This is a genomic window from Pantoea sp. V106_11 (assembly GCF_029967885.1).
Lineage (GTDB): Bacteria > Pseudomonadota > Gammaproteobacteria > Enterobacterales > Enterobacteriaceae > Pantoea > Pantoea ananatis.
The window spans coordinates 48,104-71,613 of the sequence record NZ_JASCAK010000026.1; the positions used below are offsets into that span (position 1 = coordinate 48,104).

The 23,510-nt window shown below is 51.8% G+C and carries 22 protein-coding genes; 13 read left to right on the forward strand and 9 right to left on the reverse strand.

The window, feature by feature from the left end; translation table 11 throughout:
• Window positions 1-62: 62 nt before the first annotated feature.
• The 8 genes from QLG08_RS09300 (at window position 63) to QLG08_RS09335 (ending at window position 8,303) form a co-directional block, all read left to right on the forward strand.
• Window positions 63-500 (forward strand): GNAT family N-acetyltransferase, encoded by a 438-nt coding sequence (locus QLG08_RS09300; RefSeq protein WP_014332955.1) that lies wholly within the window; start codon window positions 63-65, stop codon window positions 498-500.
• Window positions 501-821: 321 nt separating this feature from the next.
• Entirely contained in the window at window positions 822-1,919 is a 1,098-nt protein-coding gene (locus tag QLG08_RS09305) for an aldose 1-epimerase family protein (protein WP_210510450.1), read from the forward strand.
• A 313-nt stretch (window positions 1,920-2,232) separates the two neighbouring features.
• Window positions 2,233-3,243, forward strand: a complete 1,011-nt coding sequence (locus QLG08_RS09310) for an autoinducer 2 ABC transporter substrate-binding protein (protein WP_014332953.1) — start codon at window positions 2,233-2,235, stop codon at window positions 3,241-3,243.
• Window positions 3,244-3,326: 83 nt separating this feature from the next.
• Window positions 3,327-4,811 (forward strand): sugar ABC transporter ATP-binding protein, encoded by a 1,485-nt coding sequence (locus QLG08_RS09315; protein WP_238492860.1) that lies wholly within the window; start codon window positions 3,327-3,329, stop codon window positions 4,809-4,811.
• The gene (locus QLG08_RS09320) at window positions 4,804-5,805 is read left to right on the forward strand and encodes an ABC transporter permease (protein ID WP_105092043.1); all 1,002 of its coding nucleotides are present in this window, start codon (window positions 4,804-4,806) and stop codon (window positions 5,803-5,805) included. Before QLG08_RS09315 ends, QLG08_RS09320 begins: the two co-directional genes overlap by 8 nt.
• A complete protein-coding gene (locus tag QLG08_RS09325; RefSeq protein WP_238492861.1) occupies window positions 5,802-6,845 on the forward strand; it encodes an ABC transporter permease in 1,044 nt (347 codons plus the stop codon). The genes QLG08_RS09320 and QLG08_RS09325 overlap by 4 nt, the downstream gene beginning before the upstream one ends.
• A gap of 68 nt (window positions 6,846-6,913) precedes the next feature.
• Window positions 6,914-7,813, forward strand: a complete 900-nt coding sequence (locus QLG08_RS09330; RefSeq protein ID WP_014594942.1) for a MurR/RpiR family transcriptional regulator — start codon at window positions 6,914-6,916, stop codon at window positions 7,811-7,813.
• A 28-nt stretch (window positions 7,814-7,841) separates the two neighbouring features.
• Entirely contained in the window at window positions 7,842-8,303 is a 462-nt protein-coding gene (locus QLG08_RS09335; RefSeq protein ID WP_014332948.1) for an OsmC family protein, read from the forward strand.
• A gap of 139 nt (window positions 8,304-8,442) precedes the next feature.
• Here QLG08_RS09335 and QLG08_RS09340 read toward each other — a convergent pair whose 3' ends face one another.
• Both QLG08_RS09340 and QLG08_RS09345 read right to left on the reverse strand, forming a co-directional pair.
• Entirely contained in the window at window positions 8,443-9,612 is a 1,170-nt protein-coding gene (locus QLG08_RS09340) for a hypothetical protein (protein ID WP_022623740.1), read from the reverse strand.
• Between the two features lie 44 nt (window positions 9,613-9,656).
• Complete coding sequence (locus QLG08_RS09345) at window positions 9,657-10,643, reverse strand: iron-containing redox enzyme family protein (protein ID WP_014594945.1); 987 nt, start codon at window positions 10,641-10,643, stop codon at window positions 9,657-9,659.
• Window positions 10,644-11,285: 642 nt separating this feature from the next.
• Here QLG08_RS09345 and QLG08_RS09350 point away from each other — a divergent pair.
• The 4 genes from QLG08_RS09350 to QLG08_RS09365 all read left to right on the forward strand — a co-directional run bounded on the left by QLG08_RS09350 (window position 11,286) and on the right by QLG08_RS09365 (window position 14,719).
• Entirely contained in the window at window positions 11,286-11,474 is a 189-nt protein-coding gene (locus QLG08_RS09350) for a YjfB family protein (RefSeq protein ID WP_014332946.1), read from the forward strand.
• 333 nt (window positions 11,475-11,807) lie between these two features.
• Window positions 11,808-12,023: a YdgH/BhsA/McbA-like domain containing protein gene (locus QLG08_RS09355; RefSeq protein WP_013023962.1), complete on the forward strand. Its 216-nt coding sequence runs from the start codon at window positions 11,808-11,810 to the stop codon at window positions 12,021-12,023.
• A gap of 307 nt (window positions 12,024-12,330) precedes the next feature.
• Complete coding sequence (locus QLG08_RS09360; protein WP_014332945.1) at window positions 12,331-13,653, forward strand: PAS domain-containing methyl-accepting chemotaxis protein; 1,323 nt, start codon at window positions 12,331-12,333, stop codon at window positions 13,651-13,653.
• Between the two features lie 166 nt (window positions 13,654-13,819).
• A complete protein-coding gene (locus QLG08_RS09365) occupies window positions 13,820-14,719 on the forward strand; it encodes a LysR family transcriptional regulator (protein WP_014332944.1) in 900 nt (299 codons plus the stop codon).
• Here the strand turns inward: QLG08_RS09365 and QLG08_RS09370 are convergent.
• From QLG08_RS09370 to QLG08_RS09400, 7 genes are all read right to left on the reverse strand, one after another.
• Window positions 14,694-15,500, reverse strand: a complete 807-nt coding sequence (locus tag QLG08_RS09370; protein WP_210507939.1) for a substrate-binding domain-containing protein — start codon at window positions 15,498-15,500, stop codon at window positions 14,694-14,696. The genes QLG08_RS09365 and QLG08_RS09370 overlap by 26 nt on opposite strands.
• 15 nt (window positions 15,501-15,515) lie before the next feature.
• Window positions 15,516-16,817, reverse strand: a complete 1,302-nt coding sequence (locus QLG08_RS09375) for an MFS transporter (RefSeq protein WP_014594947.1) — start codon at window positions 16,815-16,817, stop codon at window positions 15,516-15,518.
• 508 nt (window positions 16,818-17,325) lie between these two features.
• Window positions 17,326-18,705, reverse strand: coding sequence for a carbohydrate porin (locus QLG08_RS09380; protein ID WP_013023968.1), 1,380 nt, complete (start codon window positions 18,703-18,705; stop codon window positions 17,326-17,328).
• A gap of 184 nt (window positions 18,706-18,889) precedes the next feature.
• Window positions 18,890-19,192 (reverse strand): PTS lactose/cellobiose transporter subunit IIA, encoded by a 303-nt coding sequence (locus tag QLG08_RS09385; protein WP_041457428.1) that lies wholly within the window; start codon window positions 19,190-19,192, stop codon window positions 18,890-18,892.
• Between the two features lie 10 nt (window positions 19,193-19,202).
• On the reverse strand, window positions 19,203-20,585 hold the full coding sequence (locus tag QLG08_RS09390; protein WP_019104660.1) for a glycoside hydrolase family 1 protein: 1,383 nt from the start codon (window positions 20,583-20,585) through the stop codon (window positions 19,203-19,205).
• A gap of 12 nt (window positions 20,586-20,597) precedes the next feature.
• Window positions 20,598-21,935 (reverse strand): PTS cellobiose transporter subunit IIC, encoded by a 1,338-nt coding sequence (locus QLG08_RS09395; protein WP_013023971.1) that lies wholly within the window; start codon window positions 21,933-21,935, stop codon window positions 20,598-20,600.
• A gap of 12 nt (window positions 21,936-21,947) precedes the next feature.
• Window positions 21,948-22,262 (reverse strand): PTS sugar transporter subunit IIB, encoded by a 315-nt coding sequence (locus QLG08_RS09400; RefSeq protein WP_013023972.1) that lies wholly within the window; start codon window positions 22,260-22,262, stop codon window positions 21,948-21,950.
• Between the two features lie 290 nt (window positions 22,263-22,552).
• Between QLG08_RS09400 and QLG08_RS09405 the strand changes: the two genes are divergently transcribed.
• Entirely contained in the window at window positions 22,553-23,509 is a 957-nt protein-coding gene (locus tag QLG08_RS09405; protein WP_014594951.1) for a LacI family DNA-binding transcriptional regulator, read from the forward strand.
• Window position 23,510: the final 1 nt, after the last annotated feature.

A 23,510-nucleotide genomic window follows, 5' to 3' on the forward strand; every position in this document is an offset into this window, starting at 1 on the left:
TCGGGTAAAGCTCACCCGCATTGTCATCGCTTAGTTGTTGTTTTAACCAAAAGGAATTTCCAATGCTCAAGGTCCGCAAAGCCATACCAGAGGATTACTCTGCCTGGCTAACCCTCTGGAAAGGTTATCTGCATTTTTACGGACAGAACCTGGACGATGCCGTCACGTTATCTACCTGGCAGAGAATACAGTCGCCCGAATCAGCGTTAATGTGTTGGCTGGCCGAATTTGATGGCAAGGTGACGGGCTTCGTGGTCTGCGTGATACATGAAGGCACATGGTTTACACAGCCCGTATGCTATCTGGAAGATCTCTTCGTTGAAGAAAATGCGCGTGGCGTGGGAGCGGGAAAAGCGCTCATCACGCGGGTCTGCGATGAAGCCCGTGAGGCGGGCTGGGCAAAGGTGTACTGGGTGACAAATGAAAATAACCCCGCGCGTAAACTCTACGACAAGCTAGCCCAGGTTGATGATGTTGTTCGCTACAACATCAGATTCTGAAAACCGACCTCTCAGCACCTTCCCAACCGCACAGGAGACTGCCCTTATTAAAATAATCAGGGCAGAGATTAATAACCCCTCTCCCCTTATTATTGGCATCTGCCAATAATAAAAATAATCTGTGATAAATATCCCAATATTATAGTATTAAGATTCATTACGACCCTTATTCATTTTCCCTCTGTTTTCAACGGCGCAGGAAGGCTTCTCCAACGGCTGACATTCCTAAAATAGAAAATCCCCCATTGAAATAAACTGTGCGCGATCACAAGATGGATTTGTTTACTAAAAAACAATAATCAGTAAATTTTGAGGCCAGTTATGCAACACACACTGTTACCGACCACCTTCCAGCTCCAGAAGGCATTTTTCCGTACCCAACCCATAGAGATCGTCAAGGCAGCGGGGTGCAGCGCGACGTTATTTACCTATGAATCAGGAATCGAAGCCGTGCGGCTGAAAAACGCCCGCGGTCATCTGGTGGTGCTTCCTTATTTTGGTCAGATGATCTGGCAGGCCATGTTTGATGGCGTTGACCTGACAATGCAAAGCCGTTTTACCGAGCCACGTCCTGCCAGCGATATTGTCGGCACCTACGGCTGCTTTATGTATCACTCAGGGCTGCTGCGCAACGGTAACCCCACAGCGGAAGACACGCACGCTCTGCACGGTGAAATGCCTGTTGCACCTATGCAGCGGGCACGTATTGAAACGGGCGAGGATGCGCAGGGGCCGTGGCTGGCGCTGGTGAGTGAGCGTGAATACCTGATGGGATTTGGTGACCATTATCTGGCCCAGCCGCGGGTGGTTATCCGTCCGGACAGCGCGACCTTTGAGGTGTGCATGGAGGTAGAGAACCTGTCGCGCAATCCCATGGATCTGATGTACATGTGCCATGCTAACTTTGCCTATGTCGAAGGCGCTCGCATCATTCAGCCTGCGGCCTTTACGGCGGCCGACACGGTGATCCGTTCGTCAGTACCGGCCATCGTGAAAGCGAATGATGCCTATCTGGCAAGGCTTGAGCAGCTCAGGCACGATCCCGCCAGCACAGAAGTGCTTAACGCTGAGTTGCAGCCCGATCCCGAACTGGTTTTCTACATCAAAAATCTGCGTAAAGCCGAGGATGGTCAGGTCCATGTCATGCTCAGGCGGCCGGAAGGTGATGCCTTTACGGTGAACTATAACCCGGAACGCTTCCCGTTTCTGACGCGCTGGATTCTGGCGAATAACATGCAGAAGGTGTGCGCCTTCGCGATGCCGGCGACCTGCGGCGTTGAAGGTTATCTGGCAGAAAAGCGTGCCGGGAATGTGCGGTCACTGGCCGGAGGGGAACGGGCCTGCTTCAGCATCACGCTCGGCTACCTTAACGCGCAGGAAAGCCAGCATGAAGAAGCCCAGATCCACGATTCAGTTTGATCGCTGCCGCGATTTTGTTAATGAAATGTGTGAGCTTTATCAAAGAAGGAATCTTTATTGGTGGTAGGTAATTTACTTTATTTTTCATTTAAGTAAATTCTTGGGTGTGCCAGGACAATTATGCGGTTTGTTTTGGAAAATGGGAAAAACCCTTAACCGGTAGAACGGTTTATTTTCTCTTTTTATTACTACGAATACCCACTTTTCAGGGTTGATTATTTATTTGCTGTCGTCATTGATGGCAGCTGACGCTTTATATCAATTTCTGACAAGAGAAGATTTCATCATGTTAATGATAACCAGGGGTAGCAAAATGAATCGCCGCAATATAATTAAACTGTTAAGCATCTCTACGCTGTTATCCGTCTCAGTAAGTTTAGCCTTTCCCATGTCCGCACTGGCCTCCGAAACCAAAACCATGGTGACCGTGGTGAAAGAAGCCGGTGTGCCCTGGTTCAATATCCTTAATCAGGGATTAAAAGAGGGCGGCGAAAAAAACAATCTTAAAACCTCAATGGTGGGACCCACGCGAGCCGATCCTGCGCAGCAGGTGAAGCTGATTGAAGATTTGATTGCCAAAAAAGTTGATGTGATTGGTTTGGTTCCGCTGGATACCAAAGTCACCGCGCAGGTCGTGAAGCGTGCGCGTGATGCGGGCATCATGGTGATCACTCAGGAAGGTCCAAACCAGGAAGGCAAAACCTGGGATGTGGAGCTCATGAGCGCGAAAGCTTACGGCGAAGCACAGATGAAAGCCCTGGCGCGCGAGATGGGTGAAAAAGGGGAATATGTCGTGCTGGTCGGCACATTGACGACCACGGGTCACAATCAGTGGGCCGATGCCGCTATCGCCTACCAAAAAGAGCACTACCCGAATATGAAACTGGCCGCCGACCGCTTTCCTGGCGCGGACTTTATCGATGAATCCGAACGGGTTACGCAGGATATTCTGAAAGCACATCCGAACGTGACGGGCATTATGTCGATGGGCTCGAACGGTCCGATCGGTGCAGGTAACGTGCTGAAAAAACGTCATCTGGAGAAAAAAATCGCCCTGGTGGGGACCACTATTCCCTCCCAGGCGCGGGCATACATTATGTCTGGTGTGATTCGTGAAGGTTTCCTGTGGAGTCCGAAAGAAGCCGGACTGGCCATGACGGATGTGGCCCGCCTCGCGCTGGATAATGCGGAATTCAAAACCGGCATGACCATTCCGGGTTTGGGGGAAGCCACTGTGGATAACGAAAACAAGGTGATCATGGTGGACCGCATCCTTCAGATCACCAAAGCCAACGTTAACGATCTCGTCAAACTCGGTCTGTAATTCTCACCATCAATGCTGATGCTGGCCAGGTTCAACAGAACCCGGCCAGTTCCCCGTATTCTGATTAGGTAAGGGATAGTGCTATGCCTGCATTTTTACAACTCGATGGCATATCGAAAATATTCGGCGGCGTGCATGCACTTTCAGATGTCAGCCTCACGCTTGAAGAGGGCGAGGTACATTGTCTGTGCGGACAGAATGGCTGCGGTAAGTCGACGTTGATCAAAGTGATGTCTGGCGTACATCAGCCCGAGCCGGGTGGCCGTATTACGATTAGCGGAAATGAGGTTTCGCCGCTAACGCCAGTAGAAAGCACCCGTCTGGGCGTGCAGGTGATCTATCAGGACCTGTCTCTGTTCCCTAATTTAACCGTGGCGGAGAACATTGCCATCGGTCAGCATACCGGCCGCTTTAAACGGGTTAACTGGAAAAAGATTTATGAGATAGCGGCCGAAGCGGTTGCGCGCATTGGCGTTTCGCTCGACCTGAATGACAAAGTGGCTGATATCTCTATTGCTCAGCGTCAGCTGGTGGCAATTTGCCGGGCGATGGCGGCGAATGCCCGGCTGGTGATTATGGATGAACCCACCTCCTCCCTGACGCGCCATGAAGTGGACGCCTTACTGAAGCTCACCCTGCAGCTTAAACAGCGCGGCATCACGATTGTTTTTGTCAGCCATCGTCTGGATGAAGTGCTGGAAATTGCCGATCGCGTGACCGTGATGCGCGATGGCGTGAAGCTGGGCACCTTTGATGCCCGCGAGATGTCAGACCGTAAACTGGCCACGCTGATGACGGGTAAAGAGTTCCATTATGAATCCGTTGCCAAAGACAGACCGCAAACCGAAACGGTGCTCGAAATCAGCAACTTGTCCCGTAAAGGTGAGTATCGGGATATTTCGTTTGATATCCGGCGTGGCGAAATTCTCGGTCTCACCGGCCTGTTGGGGTCGGGACGCACCGAATTAGCGCTGAGCCTGTTTGGTCTGACGCGCCCACATCAGGGCGAAATAAAACTCCACGGTCATGCCATACAAATGCGATCTAACCGCGATGCTATTGAACACGGCATTGCCTATCTGTCAGAAGATCGTCTGGGACTGGGCCTGGTACTGGAGCAGTCCATTAGCGCTAACATTACGCTTTCTGTAGTGGAGAAGCTGGTGAACAAAGCCGGACTCATTCGTGACGACCTGTATGAGCAAACGGTCAACGACGCGATTGCCTCCCTGTCTATCAAAGCCGGTAATCCCGACAACAAAGTCAAAACCCTGTCAGGCGGCAACCAGCAGCGGGTGGTGCTGGCAAAATGGCTGGCGACGCAACCCAAACTGCTGATCCTGGACAGCCCTACCGTGGGCGTCGATATTCATGCCAAAGACGGTATTTACGCCATCGTGCGGAAACTGGCCGCCAGCGGTATCGCCATCATTATGATTTCCGATGAGATTCCCGAGATTTATTATCACAGCGATCGGGTGTTAGTGATGCGCGGCGGCAGGCTTAATGGGGAATACTTCCCTGGCCGCTGCAGCGAAGAAGAATTAAAGGAGGCAGTAAATGCGTGATTTCCTCCCGCGTTTTATTCACACCCACGAATGCCGCCTGCTGGCGGTAATGACCCTGATGATTGTGTTCCTGACCGTATTCACCACGGAGTTCGCAACCTTACAAAACCTCCTGGACGTTTCAGGCGCAACAGCCTTCATTGGCATCATGGCTGCGGGCCTGCTGGTGGTGATTATTACCGGCGGCATCGATCTCTCTTTTGCGGCCACCGCCTCCATTACCCAGTATGTCGCCCTGACCTTAGCGAACAATATGGGGCTGGGCTGGGTGGGCATTTTTGCCGTTGCTATCGGCCTGGGCATCGTACTGGGTTTTATCAATGGCGTGCTGGTTAACGTGCTGCGGACCTCCGCGCTGATTATCACTATTGCAACGCTAAACGTTTTCTTCGGCATTCTGCTGACGGTGACCAGCGGCCAGGACATTTTCATGCTGCCGGACTGGTTTAACGCCGGGTTTGAACTGGTGTTCTATACCGATGCGCAAGGGGCTACCTATGCGCTGAACTTCCAGATTATCGCTCTGGTTCTGGCGTTTGTGTTGACGTGGCTGCTGCTCAACCGAAGTAACACCGGCCGACAAATCTATGCCACCGGTGGCAACCCGGATGCCGCGCAACGCGTAGGCTTCAACGTGTTCAAACTGAATATGCTGGTTTATGGCTACATGGGGGCGCTGGCCGGTCTGGCGTCGCTGGTTCAGGCACAACTTGCCCAGTCGGTTTCCCCGACGGCACTGGTTGGCAGGGAACTGGACGTGGTAGCGGCGGTGGTCATCGGCGGTGCCAGCCTGACCGGCGGTAAGGGAACCGTTCTGGGCACCGTCCTGGGCGTGGTGCTGATTGCAGTGATGCAGAATGGCCTGATCCTGCTGGGTGTTTCATCTTACTGGTCGTTGTTCAGCACCGGTCTGGTGATCATCGCCGCTATGATCATGATGGCCAGAGAAACCCGCAAACAGAACAAGCTCGTCGATGAAGGAGCAGTATCATGAAGCAGACTGGCAACGTGTTGGAGCAGGTGGAAAAACGGCTGGGAACCACCAACGTCCGGCTGCTGTTTATTCTGATAGTTATGGTGATCGGTCTTGGGCTGCTTGAAGGCGACAAACTGTTTGCGGCGGCAGGTTTGCGATCGATGGGCTTCCAGCTGCCGGAACTGGGATTTCTTGCACTCGCCATGATGATTCCTATGCTTTCCGGCGGTATCGATCTTTCGATCATCGCCACCGCCAACTTGTGCGCGTTAACGGTCGCCTACACCTTGACCACCTTCATGCCTGAAATGCAGGGGACATCAGGGGATCTGCTACAAATTGGGGCACTGCTGCTGGGCCTGGTGTTGTCAGCGCTGGTGGGTTTGCTGAATGGCGTGCTGGTGGCCTACCTGCGCGTGCCGCCGATGCTGGCGACGCTGGGCACGATGACGGCGGTGAAGGGCATTGCCATCGGATTCAGCCATGGCGATGTGATTTCCGGCTTTCCGGCGCCGATTGTGTTTATCGGCAACGGTACGGTGTTTGGCATCCCTTTTGCACTCATCATTTTTGCACTGGCGATTATTCCGTTAAGCATTTTCGTCAATAAAACCCCATTGGGCAAATCGATTGCCATGATCGGCTCCAATGAAAGAGCGGCCCATTATTCCGGCATTAACACGCGCAAAAGCCTGGTATGGGTTTATCTGATCTCGGGCTTATTTGCCGGTATCGCGGGCATTATCATGATGGCGCGTTTCGATTCGGCGAATGCGGCCTACGGTGAAAGCTACCTGCTGGTCGCTATTCTGGCTGCGGTGCTGGGCGGGGTCGATCCGCTGGGTGGATTTGGCCGGGTCAGCGGCGTGATTCTGTCGCTGCTGATTCTGCAGTTGGTGTCTACCGCCTCGATTCTGCTCGATCTTAGCCAGTTCATCACGCTCGCGTTGTGGGGGGCGATTTTGATAGTGGCATCGGGCGGTGTTGTGCTTAAAGAGTGGCTCTCTGAGCGGCGGAAGCTCCGCAATAAAGCGCCTGCTGTCACACGAAAGGCGTAAGTTTTGTAAACCCTGTTGATGCATCGCCATGCCGACCATGGGGCGGCGTGGCGATCGGACCTCATGACATGATAGATTTAAAAAATAATCATCCAACAAGGTATGTCATGAGTAATCGAGCTGATGATGTCAGTGCTATAGGTCCCCGGTTACGACTAATGATCGCCTCATTAACTTCTCTTGAAGCCCGGTTGGTTCACGCCGTGTTATCAAGCGATTTTGATGAGAATGTCTCTATCAAAGCCATTGCCAGCCGTTGCGAAATGTCAGAGGCGATGGTGGTGAAGACAGCAAAGAAGCTGGGTTTCAAGGGTTTCAAAGAGTTACGCATAAAAGCAGCCCTGTATAACCGCCTGCCCATCACCGAAATGCATCAGGAGCTTTCTCCCAGCGATACCACGCGTGAGATCGTCAGTAAGGTCTTTCGCACCTCTGTTCAGGCTATTGAAGAAACACTGGCTATCCTGGATATGGCGGCCTTTGAAAAAGCCGCAGATCTGCTGGCAAACGCCCGCCAGCGAGACTTCTACGGCTTCGGCGGCTCGGCGCAAATCGCGCGGGATGCGGTGCATAAGTTTTTGCGCATCGGCACGCGGTCGGCCGCCTACGACGATCCGCATATGATGTTGATGTCGGCTGCCTTACTGAACGAACAGGATGTGGTTGTCGCCATTTCACATTCCGGCCGCACTAAAGACATTATCGAAGCGGTGAAGGCCGCGCAGCTGCAAGGCGTCCCGGTCATTGCCATTACTAATTCCATTGGTTCACCACTGGCTAACCTTGCCGATACCGTTATCTGCTCGACCGCCCAGGGCTCGCCGCTGACCGGTGAAAACGCGGCTGCGCGCATCGCGCAGTTAAATATCCTGGACGCGCTGTTCGTTGTCGTCGCGCAGCGTGACTATGCCCAGGCCGAACGCCAACTGGGCCGCACGATGCTGGCCGTTGCCCATAAACGCAAATAGCGATAACCACTTTTCACAGGAGCCTCGAATGGCAACACGGGAGCATCATTATCAGGTCAACGTGCGCTGGACGGGTAATCGCGGCGCCGGGACGCAGTCTTATACGGCCTATGACCGAAACGGCGAACTGTCCGGTGAAGGTAAAGCCACGGTCGCACTTAGTGCCGATCCGGCATTTCGTGGTGATGCCGCGCGCTGGAATCCAGAGGAGCTCTTGTTGGCGTCAGTATCGGCCTGCCATAAGCTGTGGTATCTGCATCTTTGCGCCGATGCCGGCATTATTATTGACGCTTATGAGGATTCAGCTGAAGGCACCATGGTCGAAGGGGATCGTGGCCATTTTACCCGCATTACGCTAAAACCCAGAGTGGCGCTGCGTAATAAAGATGATGTAGCCCGAGCCGAAGCACTGCATCATCACGCCCACGAAGCCTGTTTTATCGCAAATTCGCTGAATTTTCCGGTGAGTTTTGAACCGATGTTTGTTTAAGAATACAGGGCAACGTCTCAGTTAAAACAGATACTGATTCAACGCTTTTGTCAGCCATGGTTGCGCGCCATGCCAGAGCAGTCGATTGGCGCTTAACGCCTTGATGTGATCAGGCTTCGGCACCGATCTCCGTTTTCCTTTAGCGCCCATTTTCTGTTGCATTACTCACGGCGATCGTTGATGTCGGAACCCGTCGTACCGCTGTAATCAGCATCAGAACCACGATATTAAGACCAATGACACTTTCCCAGGCCAGCCAGAATCCCAGTCGATCGGCCATAAAGCTTAATCCCAGGCCTAATACCGTTGAGAGACAGATAAATACAATCTCGTTAAAGGAGAGGATACGAGCCAGCGCCTGGCTGTCTGACTGGGTCATGATCAGTGTGTTTCGTCTTACCCTGATGTGGCAATGGCAGAAGGCGATAAGGAAAAGGCACGCATATACGGCGCTGAGGGTTTTAAAGAGTAAAGGAAGCAGTAAACCCAGGGTAAACACCGTGCCAAAAAGCAGATATACAGATTTCAGGGTCGGCAGATAGCGCTGAGAATTTAACATGCTACCCGCAATTGCGCCCAGCCCGTAAGGAACCACCAGAATCGCGTATGCGCTCACTGGGGCACCGATCTGTGTAAACAGCGCAGGATATAAGGCATTTAGAAACACCACACAGATATATGGAAACAAAGAAAGCAGTTCTACAACGCGTTTTTGTTCCCCCAGAAAGAAATCATAACCTTTAACATACATGCCACCTTTTAACGTTTTATGGCTTTCAGGTTCAGCGCCGCTGACATTATCCACCGGAATAAAAACGTTAATCAGTAATGACAGCGTGAAGCAGAGAAGCATAACCAAGCACACGTTGTGAATAGATTTGTCCTGAAGGATAAAAAACGCCACGCCCCCTGAAAGAAACGTTATTCCCTGCCTGACCATTTCCAACAATCGGTTCGCGTGGTAAAGCTTTTGCTCAGGCAACACCTTTTTCATATAGGTGGCGCGAATGACCTGATCAGAGGCGCGAATCAACGTAAATACGGATGTGGATAACAAAATGACCGTAAACGAAAGGAGGGCACTGAGCTCGCCTGGATTGATTAAAAAAAAGGCCAGAGCGTTGATGGCGCCCAGGACATACATAATCGTCAGCATCCGCTTACATGTCGTTTTATCCGTTATATGTCCAATGAAGGGCAGTGCAAAGAACGTGATGATGTAGCCCGATGACAAGACCGTTGAAACCAGCAAACTCGACCCGAATGTACTCTCAATAAACCAGGCGATGGCAGTAAAAAACACTGCCATTGAAACACCTGACGTAAGCGCCGAGAGCAGGACAGGAAACATAGTCAAATCCCGAAGTAGTCGACCCGCTGCCGAGGAATATAGTTACCTTCTTTCGAATAATACTCCTCAATTTCAAGGCACTGAAGATCGATGGCATGCTTGATATCGTGTAGGGCATTCAGTATGAAGGACGTTTCTTCCATGTTAGCCAGGGTAACAAGATGCAGATGATCGTCCAGAAGACGTGAATGGCCTAATTCATAATCAATTTGAGAGTGTTTGAAGAAAGGTTCAAGAGTTCCAGGCTGAAGATCGTAATGGCTATTAATGTCCTGAATGGCATTTTTCACCTCAGCCTCGTCAAAATCGTGAGACTCGATCACTTTTGCAATCAGAAAGACCGTCGAGGGATGTGTTATGAACAGCGCCTTCATCATATTAATCAAATTCAGTGTTGAAACGAGCGGAATGGCATTTTCAACTTCTTCTTGCTTCATACCCAATTTAATTAGAGTTTCTAATATGAATGATTCGTGGCCAGTTTCCTGTAGCTTATAAGTCATCAGTACAGACTGAAGTTCAGGGTTGTCTGTACTCTTAATGGCGACGTTAATGATGTCCGGAAAGGCCTTAATGTAATGCCAGGTTTCTATAAAGAAGCCTGTCAGAACGTTACGGTGCGTATCGCCATAAAGAAATTTATTGAACAGATGCGTTTCTTCAACCTGCTCGGCCCACATTTCACATGCCTGAATTGTTTTTTCAAGGATGTCTTCATTGTGCGGTTTTTTTTCGTTTCTGAGCATCCCAATATCGCTAAGAGAAGTCACCATCTCCTCAATGCGCTGAACGGGAACGTTGGTTTTTTTAGCAATGTCAGCGATGGTATTATGGCCGGTGCAGTAACCACGTATTTTATAAAAATCTTGCGCATCCCCTTGTTCTACTTCGTATAGCCCACCCGTGAAGCGAAGGTAGTGCTCACCATCTTCGTTAGTGGTCCAGAGGTTATGAACAAATTTGGGTGAGGTTTGATAATTTTTTTGCATGGCATTTTTTCCTTCAGCGCGGATAGCAGGGCCGGTGCAAACGACCGGCCCCGATTTTTATATGCATGGGTTAGCCGCAGGTTGCGCCGCCCAGTTTTTTCGTGGATTTCTTGCTAACTTTTTTCAGTTTCATGGTTAGTTCCTCTGTTTAGGATCGGTAAGCCTGATAACAGGCGTTCAAATTGTTTACATAAACTGATGTTTTGGTAAAGTTACTGTACGTTTTTTTGTTGGAAATATTAGACATACTTCTCATTTATGCAGGATTCTGACTGGTTGAATCGCAGTAATTCTGCGCATCAGGTCGCGTTGGGATAAGGATGACTTTTGGTGGAGGTGATGCTGCCGGGACGGGGTTGAAGACAGGCAAGGTCGACAGGGGTTCTTAACTCGACGCGGGGCGCGGTCAGGAAGGCATGAGCGTGGTATGAAACGAGACGAGAGTTGACGACATGTATCATTTTCGTCTGAGGGTTAGCGCGAATCATTGTTCTGTCGGCATCCAGAGGTCGTGCTTAAAAAAACATCGACCATCCTCAAGTTTATCTCATCATTGCCGATACTTTATGCGCAACTGGCGAAATCCGTCGCCGGTATTATGTGACCCCCATTCGGGGCTCAGTCAACATAAGGAGCAACTGCATGGATATTCAGCAACTCACAACGCTGTCTGCAGGGTTGGAGCAATGGCAGGCACGTGGTGAAGCCAATGCGACGCTGTTAAAGAAAACCCTGAACCAACAGGCAGATACCATCACGACACTGGTTGAAGGCGTCACCGCGCTTCCTGCTAACCCGGCGGTAGGGCGCAATATCAACACCACCGCCTGACGGATCCCCCGGGCGGCTTTTGTTGTGTCGCCCGTTTTAAATGCACCACGCAATCAATTGTTTTGCGTTGAGTGTGCCCGGCTAACCGCCTTCTCAACGCCTCCATGACAAGCAACTCATCCCTCATCCGCTTTCTAAAACCTGCTATGGCAACCATTACCCATGTTCTTCAGTCAATCCGGCAGAACCAAAAGCAGCAAAGCGCTATCAGTGCGATAGATAGCATGATCACAATAACGGCACTTATTGTTAACTATGTATTAATAACAGTGGTTATCATTATCCCCATCGAAAGCGAACCGCTTTCCCGCTTACAAGATAAGGAACAGGATTATGAAAACCATGAAAACACTTTCACTTGCCGCCGTTGCTGCGCTCTCACTGATGTCAGCTTCCGCTTTTGCACAAACCGTTACCGCCACCGGTTCAACGCTCGATGGCACAGAAGCGAAAATTGCTGCCCAGGCTGAGCAGCAGGGCGCACAGTATAAAATCATCGAAGCCAATACCAACGATCGTGTTCACATGACTGCTGAGCTGTATAAATAACAGCGTTATGTTGAGCAAAGCGAAAGAGCTGCCTGATGGCAGCTTTTTTTTTGGGCTTTTATCGCGGACGATGAGAACGTCTTCTTTCGCCGATAGCGCGATTGACCTGAAGTGCACATGTTTCTCAGCACAATGACAGTTTTCCCCTTTTAACGCGGTCATCAGGCAGCGCTGCGTCCGGTATTCAGCCCTGTATCGAAGTTATTAACCTTGTCACAATCTGTTGCTTGTTTATTCGCCATTGTCTCAAGCCCGTTCTTTATCCTGCCGATAACTCATCCAGACCACTCAATATGGCAGTATAAAAATGACAATATTAAAAAAACTATTTTCTGTTTTTCCTAAACACCAGCATAAACACGCCGCCGATTCGCTCAGAGCACTGGACGATGCGGTTCCGATCATCGAATTTACCCCAGATGGCATCATTCTTCGCGCAAATGCCCTGTTTCTGAGCAAGATGGGTTACGACGCGAAAGAGATTGTGGGTCGTCACCACAGTATGTTTTGCCCGCCATCAATGGTGAACTCAGCCGAGTACCGCCAGTTCTGGCTGCGCCTTGCCAGCGGCAAGAGCTTTAGTGGTAAATACCTGCGCCTGGGCAAAGACAGCCATCCGGTCTGGCTGGAAGCCAGCTATGTGTCAGTAAAAGACAAACATGGCCGCGTCATCAAGGTGATTAAGCTGGCAGCAGATATCTCCGAGCGTATCAGTGAGGCACAGCAGCAGGATGCGCTGGTGCAGGCCATCAGCCGTTCAATGGCGGTCATCGCGTTTAATAAAGCCGGTGAAGTGCTGGAGGTAAATGAAAACTTCCTCAAAGCAACGGGCTACAAGGCAGACGAGGTACTGGGCAGGCATCACCGGATGTTCTGCTCTGAGGAGCTGCGTAACAGCCAGGAATATCAGCAGTTTTGGCAGCGTCTGAATCAGGGAGAATTTTTCTCTGGGCAGTATCCGCGGCTCAATCGTAATGGCGAAACTATCTGGCTGCGCGCAACCTATAATCCGGTTTTTGATGCAGAGGGGCGGATGTACAAGATTGTCAAATTCGCCAGTGACGTCACCGAGCAGGTATTGCAGAACCAGCAGGAAAATGAGGCGGCTCAACACGCGTGGAAGATGGCGCAGCAAACCCGCGAAAGCTCGGTAACGGGCGCGGATGTGATTGAAGACAGCGTCAGAACGATGGCCGAAATTGCGAAAGAGATGAACAGCGTATCCGCAGATGTCTTTGGCTTAAACGGACAGTCGGATCGTATTGCTGATATGGTACATACCATTCGCAACATCGCCGAGCAGACGCGTTTCATCGCCCTGAATGCGGCAATAGAGGCGGCCAGGGCCGGCACGTCCGGACGCAGTTTCGCCATTGTGGCAGCTGAAGTCCGGACCCTGGCGGCCCGAATTAATGAAGCGACCGAAGAGATAGGGCGCGTGGTGTCCAGCAATAATCAGCTGGCCAAAAAGGTGCTGGAAGATATCGAAAATAACCTGAAAAACACGGCTCGCGGCGTTAATTTGATGCGTCAGGCCGGAGAGGTGATAGCCAGCATTCAGAGTAATTCAGCGCGAGCCGAGGAAGCGGTCAGAAACGTGTCTCGTTCAGCGTCACCGCGTGTCGCGTAGTTTTTGTTATGCCGGATCGCCTGTTTGCACGGGCGATCCCCCTTTTGACCTGCCGTTTTCTGTTACCCGTCCCGTCAACATTTCACTTTGTTTGCCGCCATTCGATAAGGCACTATGAGTTCCCTCTGTCTTTGCTTCTCCATCGTTGAAAGGAACGTCAGCCGCTATGCCCGTTAATTTCGATCTTAACGATCTCTATGCGTTTCGCGCATTGGTCGAATATGGCAATTTCCGTATTGCAGCGGAATCCATCTGCCTGTCTCAGTCGGCGCTGAGCCGCAGGATCGAGAAGCTGGAAACGGCACTGGGAATCAGGCTGTTTGACAGAACCACTCGCCGGGTCACGCTGACGCTTTATGGTCAGACGTTTGCCGCACGTTCAGAGCAGCTTCTGATCAACTTTGAAGAAGTTATGGCGGATATCAGTAAAGTCAGTCAGGACAGAACAGGCCTGGTGACGGTGGCCACAGTGCCGTCCGCTGCCTATTACTTTATGCCGGATGTGATCCGCCGCTTTCAGGCCCGCTATCCCAGAGTGCGTGTCAAAATTATTGACAGTAGCGCAGGCAACGTCATAGAGGCCGTCACCAGCGGTCAGGCAGATTTTGGCATTTGCTTCTCCGGTAATCCGCCGCCTGACACCGAATTTTTACCGCTGGTTGAGGATGTTTACGTGGTTGCCTGTCGGCACGATCATCCTCTTGCCAGCCGTAAAAGTCTGACGTGGCAAGAGTTTTATCAGCAGGATTACGTGGGGCTGGATAAAACCTCAGGCAATCGTAACCTACTTGATTCCGCGCTGGGCCATGTCGTTCCCGCGCGTCCGAGTATCTGCGAAACCCGGCATGTCACAACCATGTTAGGGATGGTCGAAGCGGGAATCGGCATTGCTGCCGTTCCCGCGATGTCGATGCCGTCATCAGGCCATTCGGTGCTGGTTCATCTGCCGCTTACCGATCCGGTAGTGAAACGCACCGTTGGCCTGATCCGGCGCAGCGGACGCATTCAGTCCTACATTGCCGCTGAACTGGAAAAGCTAATTACTGAACGGTATCACTCTGCTTAGCAGGCTGCTGCGCTTTGACCGAGTGCAGGCCCGTGGCATGGACCATTTCCTGAGCCGGAGCTGACGCCAGGAAATCAAGTAGCGCTTTGCCTTCCTCTGGATGCTCAGCTTTGGCTGGCACGGCGCCGGCAAATCGGGTGATGTACTGCACGTCGTCAGGCAGTTCGCCTACAAAGGTCACGCCCGGCACCGGCAGGAGCTCACTCACCTGCTGGAAGCCCAGCGCATAGTGGCCTTTTGCCACTTCAGACGCCACCGGAATGCGCTCCACCTCGTGGGCTTTGCCTTTGACCTTGTCTTCAATGCCTAACTTTTTAAACAACTGATTGCTAACGTATTGACCGCTGGCGCTGTCGGAATAGGCAATGGATTTAGCATTCAGCAGGGTTTTACGCAGTGTGTCATCCGTTTTGATATCGGGTTTGGCATCTCCCTTCTTCACCACAATGCCGATCGGCGAGTCGGCCAGCTCAACGCGTGAACCTGGTTTGATCCACTGGTCTTTTTCCAGCTGACTGAGCGCATCGCCCACCATAATCACCACGTCGGCTTTTTCCCCGCGCGCCAGTCGGTTGGGGATCGCCTGCGGGGTTTTGCCCATGGAAGGCCCGGACACCAGAATAATTTTATCGCCACTTTTCGCTTCAAACTGAGGCGTCAGTTTTTCCAGCGCGGCTTTGAAGCCGCCAGAAATCATCACGGTCACATCTTTTGCCAGCACTGCGGTGCTGACCGACGAAAGAACCAACGTGGCAAGGAGTGAACGGTAAATTATTTTCATTATGTAAGCCCTGACTTAATGTTTAACGGCGGTTTGCAGATTGACCGTGCTGCGACGGTACAGGTACAGCGTTGCCAGTAAGGCGCAGACGGCAGCGAAGCTCATCCAGTAACCCGGAGAGGCTTTATCGCCGGTGTACTCAATTAACGCTGTTGAAATCACCGGCGTGAATCCGCCAAAGATGGCGGTCGCGAGGCTGTAAGCCAGTGAAAAGCCTGCTACTCGCACCTCAGCTGGCATGATCTCGGTAAGTGCCGGAATCATCGCGCCGTTGTACAGGCCATAAATAAATGACAGCCACAGCAGGACAGTGAGCATCATGGAGAAGCTGGGGGCAGCAGCCAGCATCGTCAGGGCAGGGTACGCGGTCGCCAGCGCGATCAGCGTCATGCTGACCAGGACGGGTTTACGTCCAAAACGGTCAGACAGCGCCCCGCCAACCGGCAGCCACAAAAAGTTAGAGATGGCGACCAGCAGCGTAACCAGCAGGCTGTCCGAGGCGCTGAGCATCAGCACTTTCTTGCCGAAAGTAGGCGCATAAACGGTGATCAGATAGAACGCGGTGGTGGTCATCGCAACCATCAGCATGCCGGCAATCACAACCTGCCAGTTGGCCAGAAGGGTTTTAAACACGTCGCGCATCGCCAGGTGATGACGACGGGCGTTAAATTCCTGGGTTTCTTCGAGCTTGCGGCGCAGAAAGAAAATGAAAGGCACAATCATGCAGCCAAACAGGAACGGAATGCGCCAGCCCCACTCACGAATCGCGCTCTCTTCCAGCACGGCATTCAGGGCAAAACCCATCGCGGCGGCAACCATAATGGCAACCTGCTGGCTACCGGACTGCCAGCTGGTGTAAAAGCCTTTACGGCCCGGCGTGGCGATCTCAGCCAGATAAACGGAAACGCCGCCCAGTTCGGCTCCGGCAGAGAAACCCTGTAACAGGCGGCCGGTTAACACCAGCATCGGTGCCCAAAGCCCAATGCTTTGGTAAGACGGAATCAGGACGATCAGGAAGGTGCCCGCCGCCATAATTGACAGGGTAACAATCAGACCTTTACGTCGGCCGACCTTATCAATGTATGCGCCCAGCACCACAGCACCAATAGGGCGCATCAGGAAGCCCGCGCCGAACACGGCAAAGGTCATCATCAGCGAGGCAAATTCACTGCTCGCAGGAAAGAAGGTGTGAGCAATATAGGTGGCATAAAAGCCGAACAGGAAAAAGTCGAACTGCTCCAGAAAGTTGCCTGAGGTAACACGTAATATGGCGCCGGTTCGGGCGCGGGTGGTCATAGGTGAAGTCGAGGAATGCATCGGTATCTCCAGTTTATCATTGACGCTTTTTGCCGCGTCTGTTGCTGAAGACTGGATCAGGAAAATAAAGTAAATAAGCGCAATAAACTCATCGACTAATGCGTACTGTGCATCAATAACCCTAAGCCATTACCTGAGGCTATGTGTAACAAGCCTTTAACAACATGGCGGGATAAACGGTCACCGGTAAACACGGAAGAACGGAATGCGTGTTTTGTGACAAGGTTCATACGGGTTTTTGAGGGCGAGCGTGCAGCGTAACGCGATTGTCAGGTTTTATCGGGCGTGCCGGGCGCTGGCCTGGCAGGGGTTAAACTCGCAGCCCGTGGACCTGACCTCCCGCCCTTACCTGAGACCGCCAGACGACAGGGGATGACAACATGCCGTTTGCAAAGGGCCATTGCCGATCGGCCCTATACGGGAACCTCCGATCGGCAATGGGTTATCGTTGTTGGAGACAGAATGCGCGTCTGTCATCCGCAGGATGAGATCACTGTTCGGGTTATGCCTAAAACCAGGCTTCCCACATCGCGCCCAGATTAAAGTCGTCCAGTATTTCGTTCTCCCTGCCGTTCACGCGAGCGGTGCGCGCATTGTCCACTTTGCCCCCGGTGACATAGAAGCGCAGCATAGGACGAAACTCCGGCCCCATGGCAATGGCGATATTTTGCGACAGAGTCAGCTTCCAGCCATGGTTACTGCCGCCTTCATCGTAGTTAACGCGCTGATAACCGGCTTCCAGCCAGGTGGAATGGACGTCATTCCAGAAATACATTGGGCGGACAATCGCGGCGTAGTTCTTCCGGTTATCGCTTTTCAGCCGACTGTTATCGTAGTCGTGATAACCCAACAAATACTCGACCTGTGCCTGCGGGCTAAACAGATGCTTACCCTCAAAGCTGGTATACACAGTGCTGAGGCCCTCGGTTTTGCTGTAAACGCTGTTATCCGAATTGTCAGAATAGCGGGCAATCACTTTATTCACGCCATGGTCGTTAGTGTGGCTCAGTACAAACGCACCCTGCCAGGCTTTCAGGCGGTCTTCACTCTCTACGGCTTTAGAGTCGAAACCGTAATTAGCGTACAGCTCCAGATCGAGTGCGCCCAGCTTGATGCCGTGAATTTTAGAGGTGGCAGCGTAGTTGCCTTTATCCCCGGTACCTGAACCTCCCGTACAGGTGATGCGCGAGGGATTAGACTCATCGCTGAGCACTTCAGGGCTACAGGATTCCACGGCAGCGACGGCGGCCACGTCAAATTTTATCCCGCCCACATCGAAGTTCTTCACGCCCGCGCCCTGGCCATCATGGTTCATCCAGAAATAATCATTGATGTTCTGCTGCGGGCGCTGATGAAAGTCCCGTCCGGCCCAGAGGTAGGCATCAGGATTTGATGCCAGCACATTCGTCACGCCGGCATAGGCCTTTTTCAGATTCACCTCGTCGCCCCAGTGATCGATCATCACATTGACATCCCAGATAGCCCCACTTTGGCTTTTAAACGCCTTGGAGAGCTGGAATTCGCCACCGTTGCCTTCGTTGCCCAGACGGCCAATGCCGGAGGCACCGTTATAAGAACCGTCCACGGCTACATATTTCTGATCGCCGCTTTGATAGTGCGCACCGTAGCGCGCATAGCCGCTGAACGTGACGCCAAAGGGGATTGCCATATCCGGTGACTGGGCCGGGCTTTGCGGGTCGGTCACCACGTCCGTTTTTTTCGCTACGGCTGCATCCATCTTCGCCTGACGTTCGGCCAGGGCTTTATCAACGGCTTTGGCGACGATGGCGTCGATCTGTTCCTGCGTAAACTCCTGTGCAGCGGCGACGGCAGGGCACAGCGCGGCTATCACCGCCAGAGGTAATGGAAGTTTTCGAATAATATTCATGGCTATCTCGTTTGCACAGCGTTATTCGGGTTGATGATGTTCAACCCGAATAACGACGTGTGTTAATGATCAGACAATAACCATCCTGCGCGGGTTTATTGATGACCAGGGCAAGTTGATTTTTATATTATGTTATTTCCAGAGGTTTTTTGTTTTTCAGCCGATCTCCTGTCATGTTTTTTTATTAACGCTGGTAGAGATAAAAAATTTCTTCTGCCAGTTCACGAGCCAGCATTGAGGTCATTAAATGATCCTGAGCATGGACCATAATTAAGGTCATTGGCTGGCGGGCTTCACCTGCGTCCTGCTCTATTAATCGGGTTTGCATTTGATGCGCGGTGCGGGAATAGTCGTCGGCCTCCTTTAGCCGGGCTTTTGCCTCATCAACGTCACCCTTTCGTGCTGCCTGAAGGGCTTCAAAGCACAGGCTGCGGGCATGCCCCGCATTGACAATAATCGTCATTACCGCGTCTTCAAGTTCAATCATGATCGTGCTCTCAATTAAAACCGTTATTTTCGGCAACCTCAGCAAACCATTTGCCACTCTTTTTAATCGTACGTTTTTGCGTGGCTAAATCTAACTGCACAAAACCGTAACGATTTTTATAACCGTTTAGCCATGACCAGTTATCAATAAATGTCCACATATGATAACCCAGGCAATGACAGCCTTCGCGAATCCCTTTATGCAGCCATTTAAGATGTTCGGAAACAAATTCGATACGATAATCATCCAGAATTTCACCGTTCTGAATAAATCGCTGTTCATTCTCAACGCCCATACCATTTTCAGAAATAAAACAGCGCGGGTTTCCATAATTAACCCGCAGGTTAGTCAGAATATCGTAAATACCGGGCGCGTAAATTTCCCATCCACGATACGGATTCATCTGACGGCCTGGCATTTCATAGTGGTCGAATAACCACTCCGGCATAAAGGGCGCTTCAGCATTGACGGCGCTGTCCCGACACTTCACCCGGCGCGGCTGATAATAGTTCACGCCCAGAAGGTCGATAATGCCGTCGGCAATCAACGCAGCGTCGCCAGGCTGGCAGCGCGGAAGCTGGTGGTACTGACTCAGTAAGCTCAGCAGATCCACGGGATATTCTCCCTTCAGAACCGGATCCAGAAAGCTACGGTTAAACAACAGGTCAGCATGATGTGCGGCTTGCACATCGGCCGGATTTGCCGATCGTGAATAGGACGGCGTGAGGTTCAGCACCACACCAATGTCACCGTCGTAGCCGCCGTTACGCCAGGCGCGTACTGCCAGCGCGTGTGCCAGGACTGTGTGCAAGGCCACGTTAGCCGCTCGTCTGAAGTCCACGACGTTGGGATAATGAAAATCGTACAGATAGCCACCTTCGACCGGCACAATCGGTTCATTGAAGGTAAACCAGTGTTTCACCTTATGGCCGAACAGCGCGAAACAGCGCTGGGCATAGCGGCCAAACGCCTCAACAACCTCACGGTTCTCCCAGCCGCCTTTGTCCTGCATAGCCAGAGGCATATCAAAATGAAACAGGGTGATAAACGGTGTAATGCCCTGCGCCAGTAATGCATCGATGACCTTGTTATAAAAAGTCACGGCGTCAGGATTCACGGCGTCAGTGCCGTCTGGCATCAGGCGCGCCCAGCTCAGCGACGTGCGAAAGCTGTTGTGCCCTAACTGCTTTAGTAATGCGATATCGTGCTGCCAGTGCTGATAAAAGCCCGAGGTGTCTTGTGGGCCAATGCCTTGATGGAAACGGTGAGGCTGTTGTGCAAACCAGCGATCCCAGGTGGTAGGGCTTTTACCGCCATTCAGGCTGTCCCCTTCGGCTTGTAACGCCGAGCTGGCGCTGCCCCACCAGAAATTTTCAGGAAAACGGTAGTTCATTTTATGGGCTCCTTAAGCCTGTGGATGACCGGGCACGGGTTGGCCTGCAGGGGGCGCATCCTTGATTTTTTTCTCTTCTGCTTTAATCAGGCTGCGTTCATAGGCACGCAGGAAGGGTAAGTACATCAGCGCCGACATCAGCATACAAATCAGGCACATCACCAGCGGGCTTAGCGCCCAGTTAGCGGCCCAGGAGGCACCGATCGGGGCGGGCGTGGTCCATGGCGTAAGCGAAACCACCTGGGCGATCCAGCCGAGTTTCGTGGCGGTATAAGCCAGCACGGCATTAATCATTGGAACGCAGACGAAGGGGATAAACAGCAGCGGGTTCATGATGACCGGCGCACCAAACAGGATGGGCTCATTGATATTAAAAAAGCTGGGCACCACGCCCATTTTGCCAATGGTGCGTAAATGTAGCACCCGGCTACGCAGCAGTAAGAAGGCCAGCGGTAAGGTGGAGCCCACTCCGCCAATCAGCAGGTAGTGATCCCAGAACCCCTGTAGATAGACATGCGGCAGCGCGGCTCCCGCCGCCAGGGCGGCCTGGTTAGCAGAGAGGTTAGCCATCCAGAAGGGATTCATAATGCCGGTGACGATCAGTGCACCATGAATACCGGCAAACCAGAAAATCTGACACAGCAGGACGGAAAGCAAAATGGCGGGCAAAGAGTCCGAAGCCGAAACCAGCGGCTCCAGCAAATGCATGATCGCCTGTGGCATAATCATGCCGGTTTGCGCTTCGATAAACAGGTTGAGCGGATGTAACGTTGCGATAATCACCAGTACCGGGATCAGAATCTCGAAGGAGCGTGCCACGCCGGTAGGCACTTCTTTCGGCAGGCGGATCGTGACATTATTTTGTTTTAGCCAGGCATAAACCCGGGTGGCGTAAATGGCGGTAATCAAGGCAGTAAAAATTCCCTGACCGGAAAGATACTGGGTAGAGATCTTTTCATCCGCATAAGGCGCGGCCACCAGTAAAAACGCCATAAATGCCAGCAAACCCGACATGATGGGGTCCAGATTAAACTGGCGGCCCAGGCTGGCACCAATCCCGACCGAGATAAAAAAGGTCATAACGCCCATGCTGAGATTAAACGGTAGCATCAGCTGTTGGCGATAAGTGATGGAAAAGTCCAGCCAGGCACGGGCAACGCTGTTGGTGGTGTCCGCTGAAAACGGCGGGAAGATAAATACCAACATAAACGATCCAATAATCATAAACGGTAGCGCCGCCGTAAAGCCGTCACGAATCGCTATCACATACTTTTGCTGACCTAACTTTCCGGCGAGTGGCGTAATGGACTGTTCAATTACCGTCACCATCGACTGATATAACGAACTCATAATGACACCTTTCTAGTGTGCCGCTTCAATAAGCGACAGAGCGTAATCCAGCACCTTGTCACCGCGTTGCATGCCGTAGTCCGTCATATTGATGGCCTGGACAGGAATGCCGTGGGTGGCAGCTTTTTCTGAGAGCGTGGTTAACATGTACTTCACTTGCGGACCTAGCAGAACGACCTGATAGTTTGGAAACTGCGCATCAAATTCGGAAACGCCCCAGGCATCGATCTGCACACTCAGCCCGCGCTGGTTCGCAACGTCGACCATCTTGCGGACTAAAAGACTCGTGGACATTCCTGCTGAACAACACAACATAATCCTGATCATGAGTAACCCTCCTTTGCGTATAAAACGTGTTACAGACTTGATTTGATATGATACGGAAACCGGTTTCCATTTGATGCAAACGGAAGTGTGACAGGCATCATGATCCCCGTTAAATAAACATTTTTCTTACGATTCAGATCACGTAATTTCAAGTTATTGTCGATAATTGAGAAGAAATGGAAAATCGGTTTCCATGAAAAAACGAAAAAGCTATACTGCCGGTGATGATTATTTGAGCCGCAGGATTAGGGCGTTTTTCAGGGATTCAGCGGGGTTTTCAGGGGAAAAGAATGTCTACTATCAACGATGTATCGCGTCTCGCGGGTGTGTCAAAAGCCACGGTGTCGCGCGTGTTGAGTGGGTCACGCGGTGTAAAAGAAGCCAGCCGCGTTGCGGTATTAAAAGCGGTGGATGAACTCAGTTATCGTCCAAACGTGATCGCTCAGTCATTACTCAGTCAAACCACCGGCTGTATTGGCGTAATTTGCGCACAGGACAACATTAACCAGACCACCGGTTACCTCTATGCGCTGGAAAAACACCTCAGCCAGCACCAAAAACACCTCTTGCTCCGTTTCGCGAACAGCAGGATGGAAGTGATGACCTGCCTTGATGAGCTGACCTGTGGGTTGTGTGACGATGTGTTGATTATCGGCGCGCGCTTCCCGCTGAACCTGAATCAAAAAAACGTTATCCTGGTGGATTGTCTGGAAGCCGGGGACGACGTTAACAGCATTCAGTTCGATCACGCCTTTGCCGCCGAAACCGCCTGCAACTACCTGATAAGCCAAAATCGTCGACAGATTGCTCTGATTCATCCTGACAGAATGGGATTTTCCGATCGGGTTCTGTTGGGTTATAAACACGCGCTGGAAAAAAACTTTCTGCCGTTTAACCGCAACCTTGTGTTTATGGACGCCACATCCTCCTCGGTAGCACTCCAGGAGTTGCTGAATAACGCGTCCACGCTGAATTTCAGCGCATTGCTGGTGGCGGATGAACAACAGGCGCAGAAAGTCATTCCCCAGTTGCAGGCGTTTAACAAAAAGGTTCCCGACGACATTATGGTCTTCAGTCTGGCGGGCTCGTTGAACTTGCCCGGCATTCCGACTATTCCGGCGATTGAGTACTCGATGGACGCGATGGCAGCGCGCATCGTTAAGGCACTGACTGAACAGACGCGTAGCGTACTGGACTCTTATGTCATGCGGGGTGACCTGATTATCCCTGACTTTCGCCAGCGCTGAG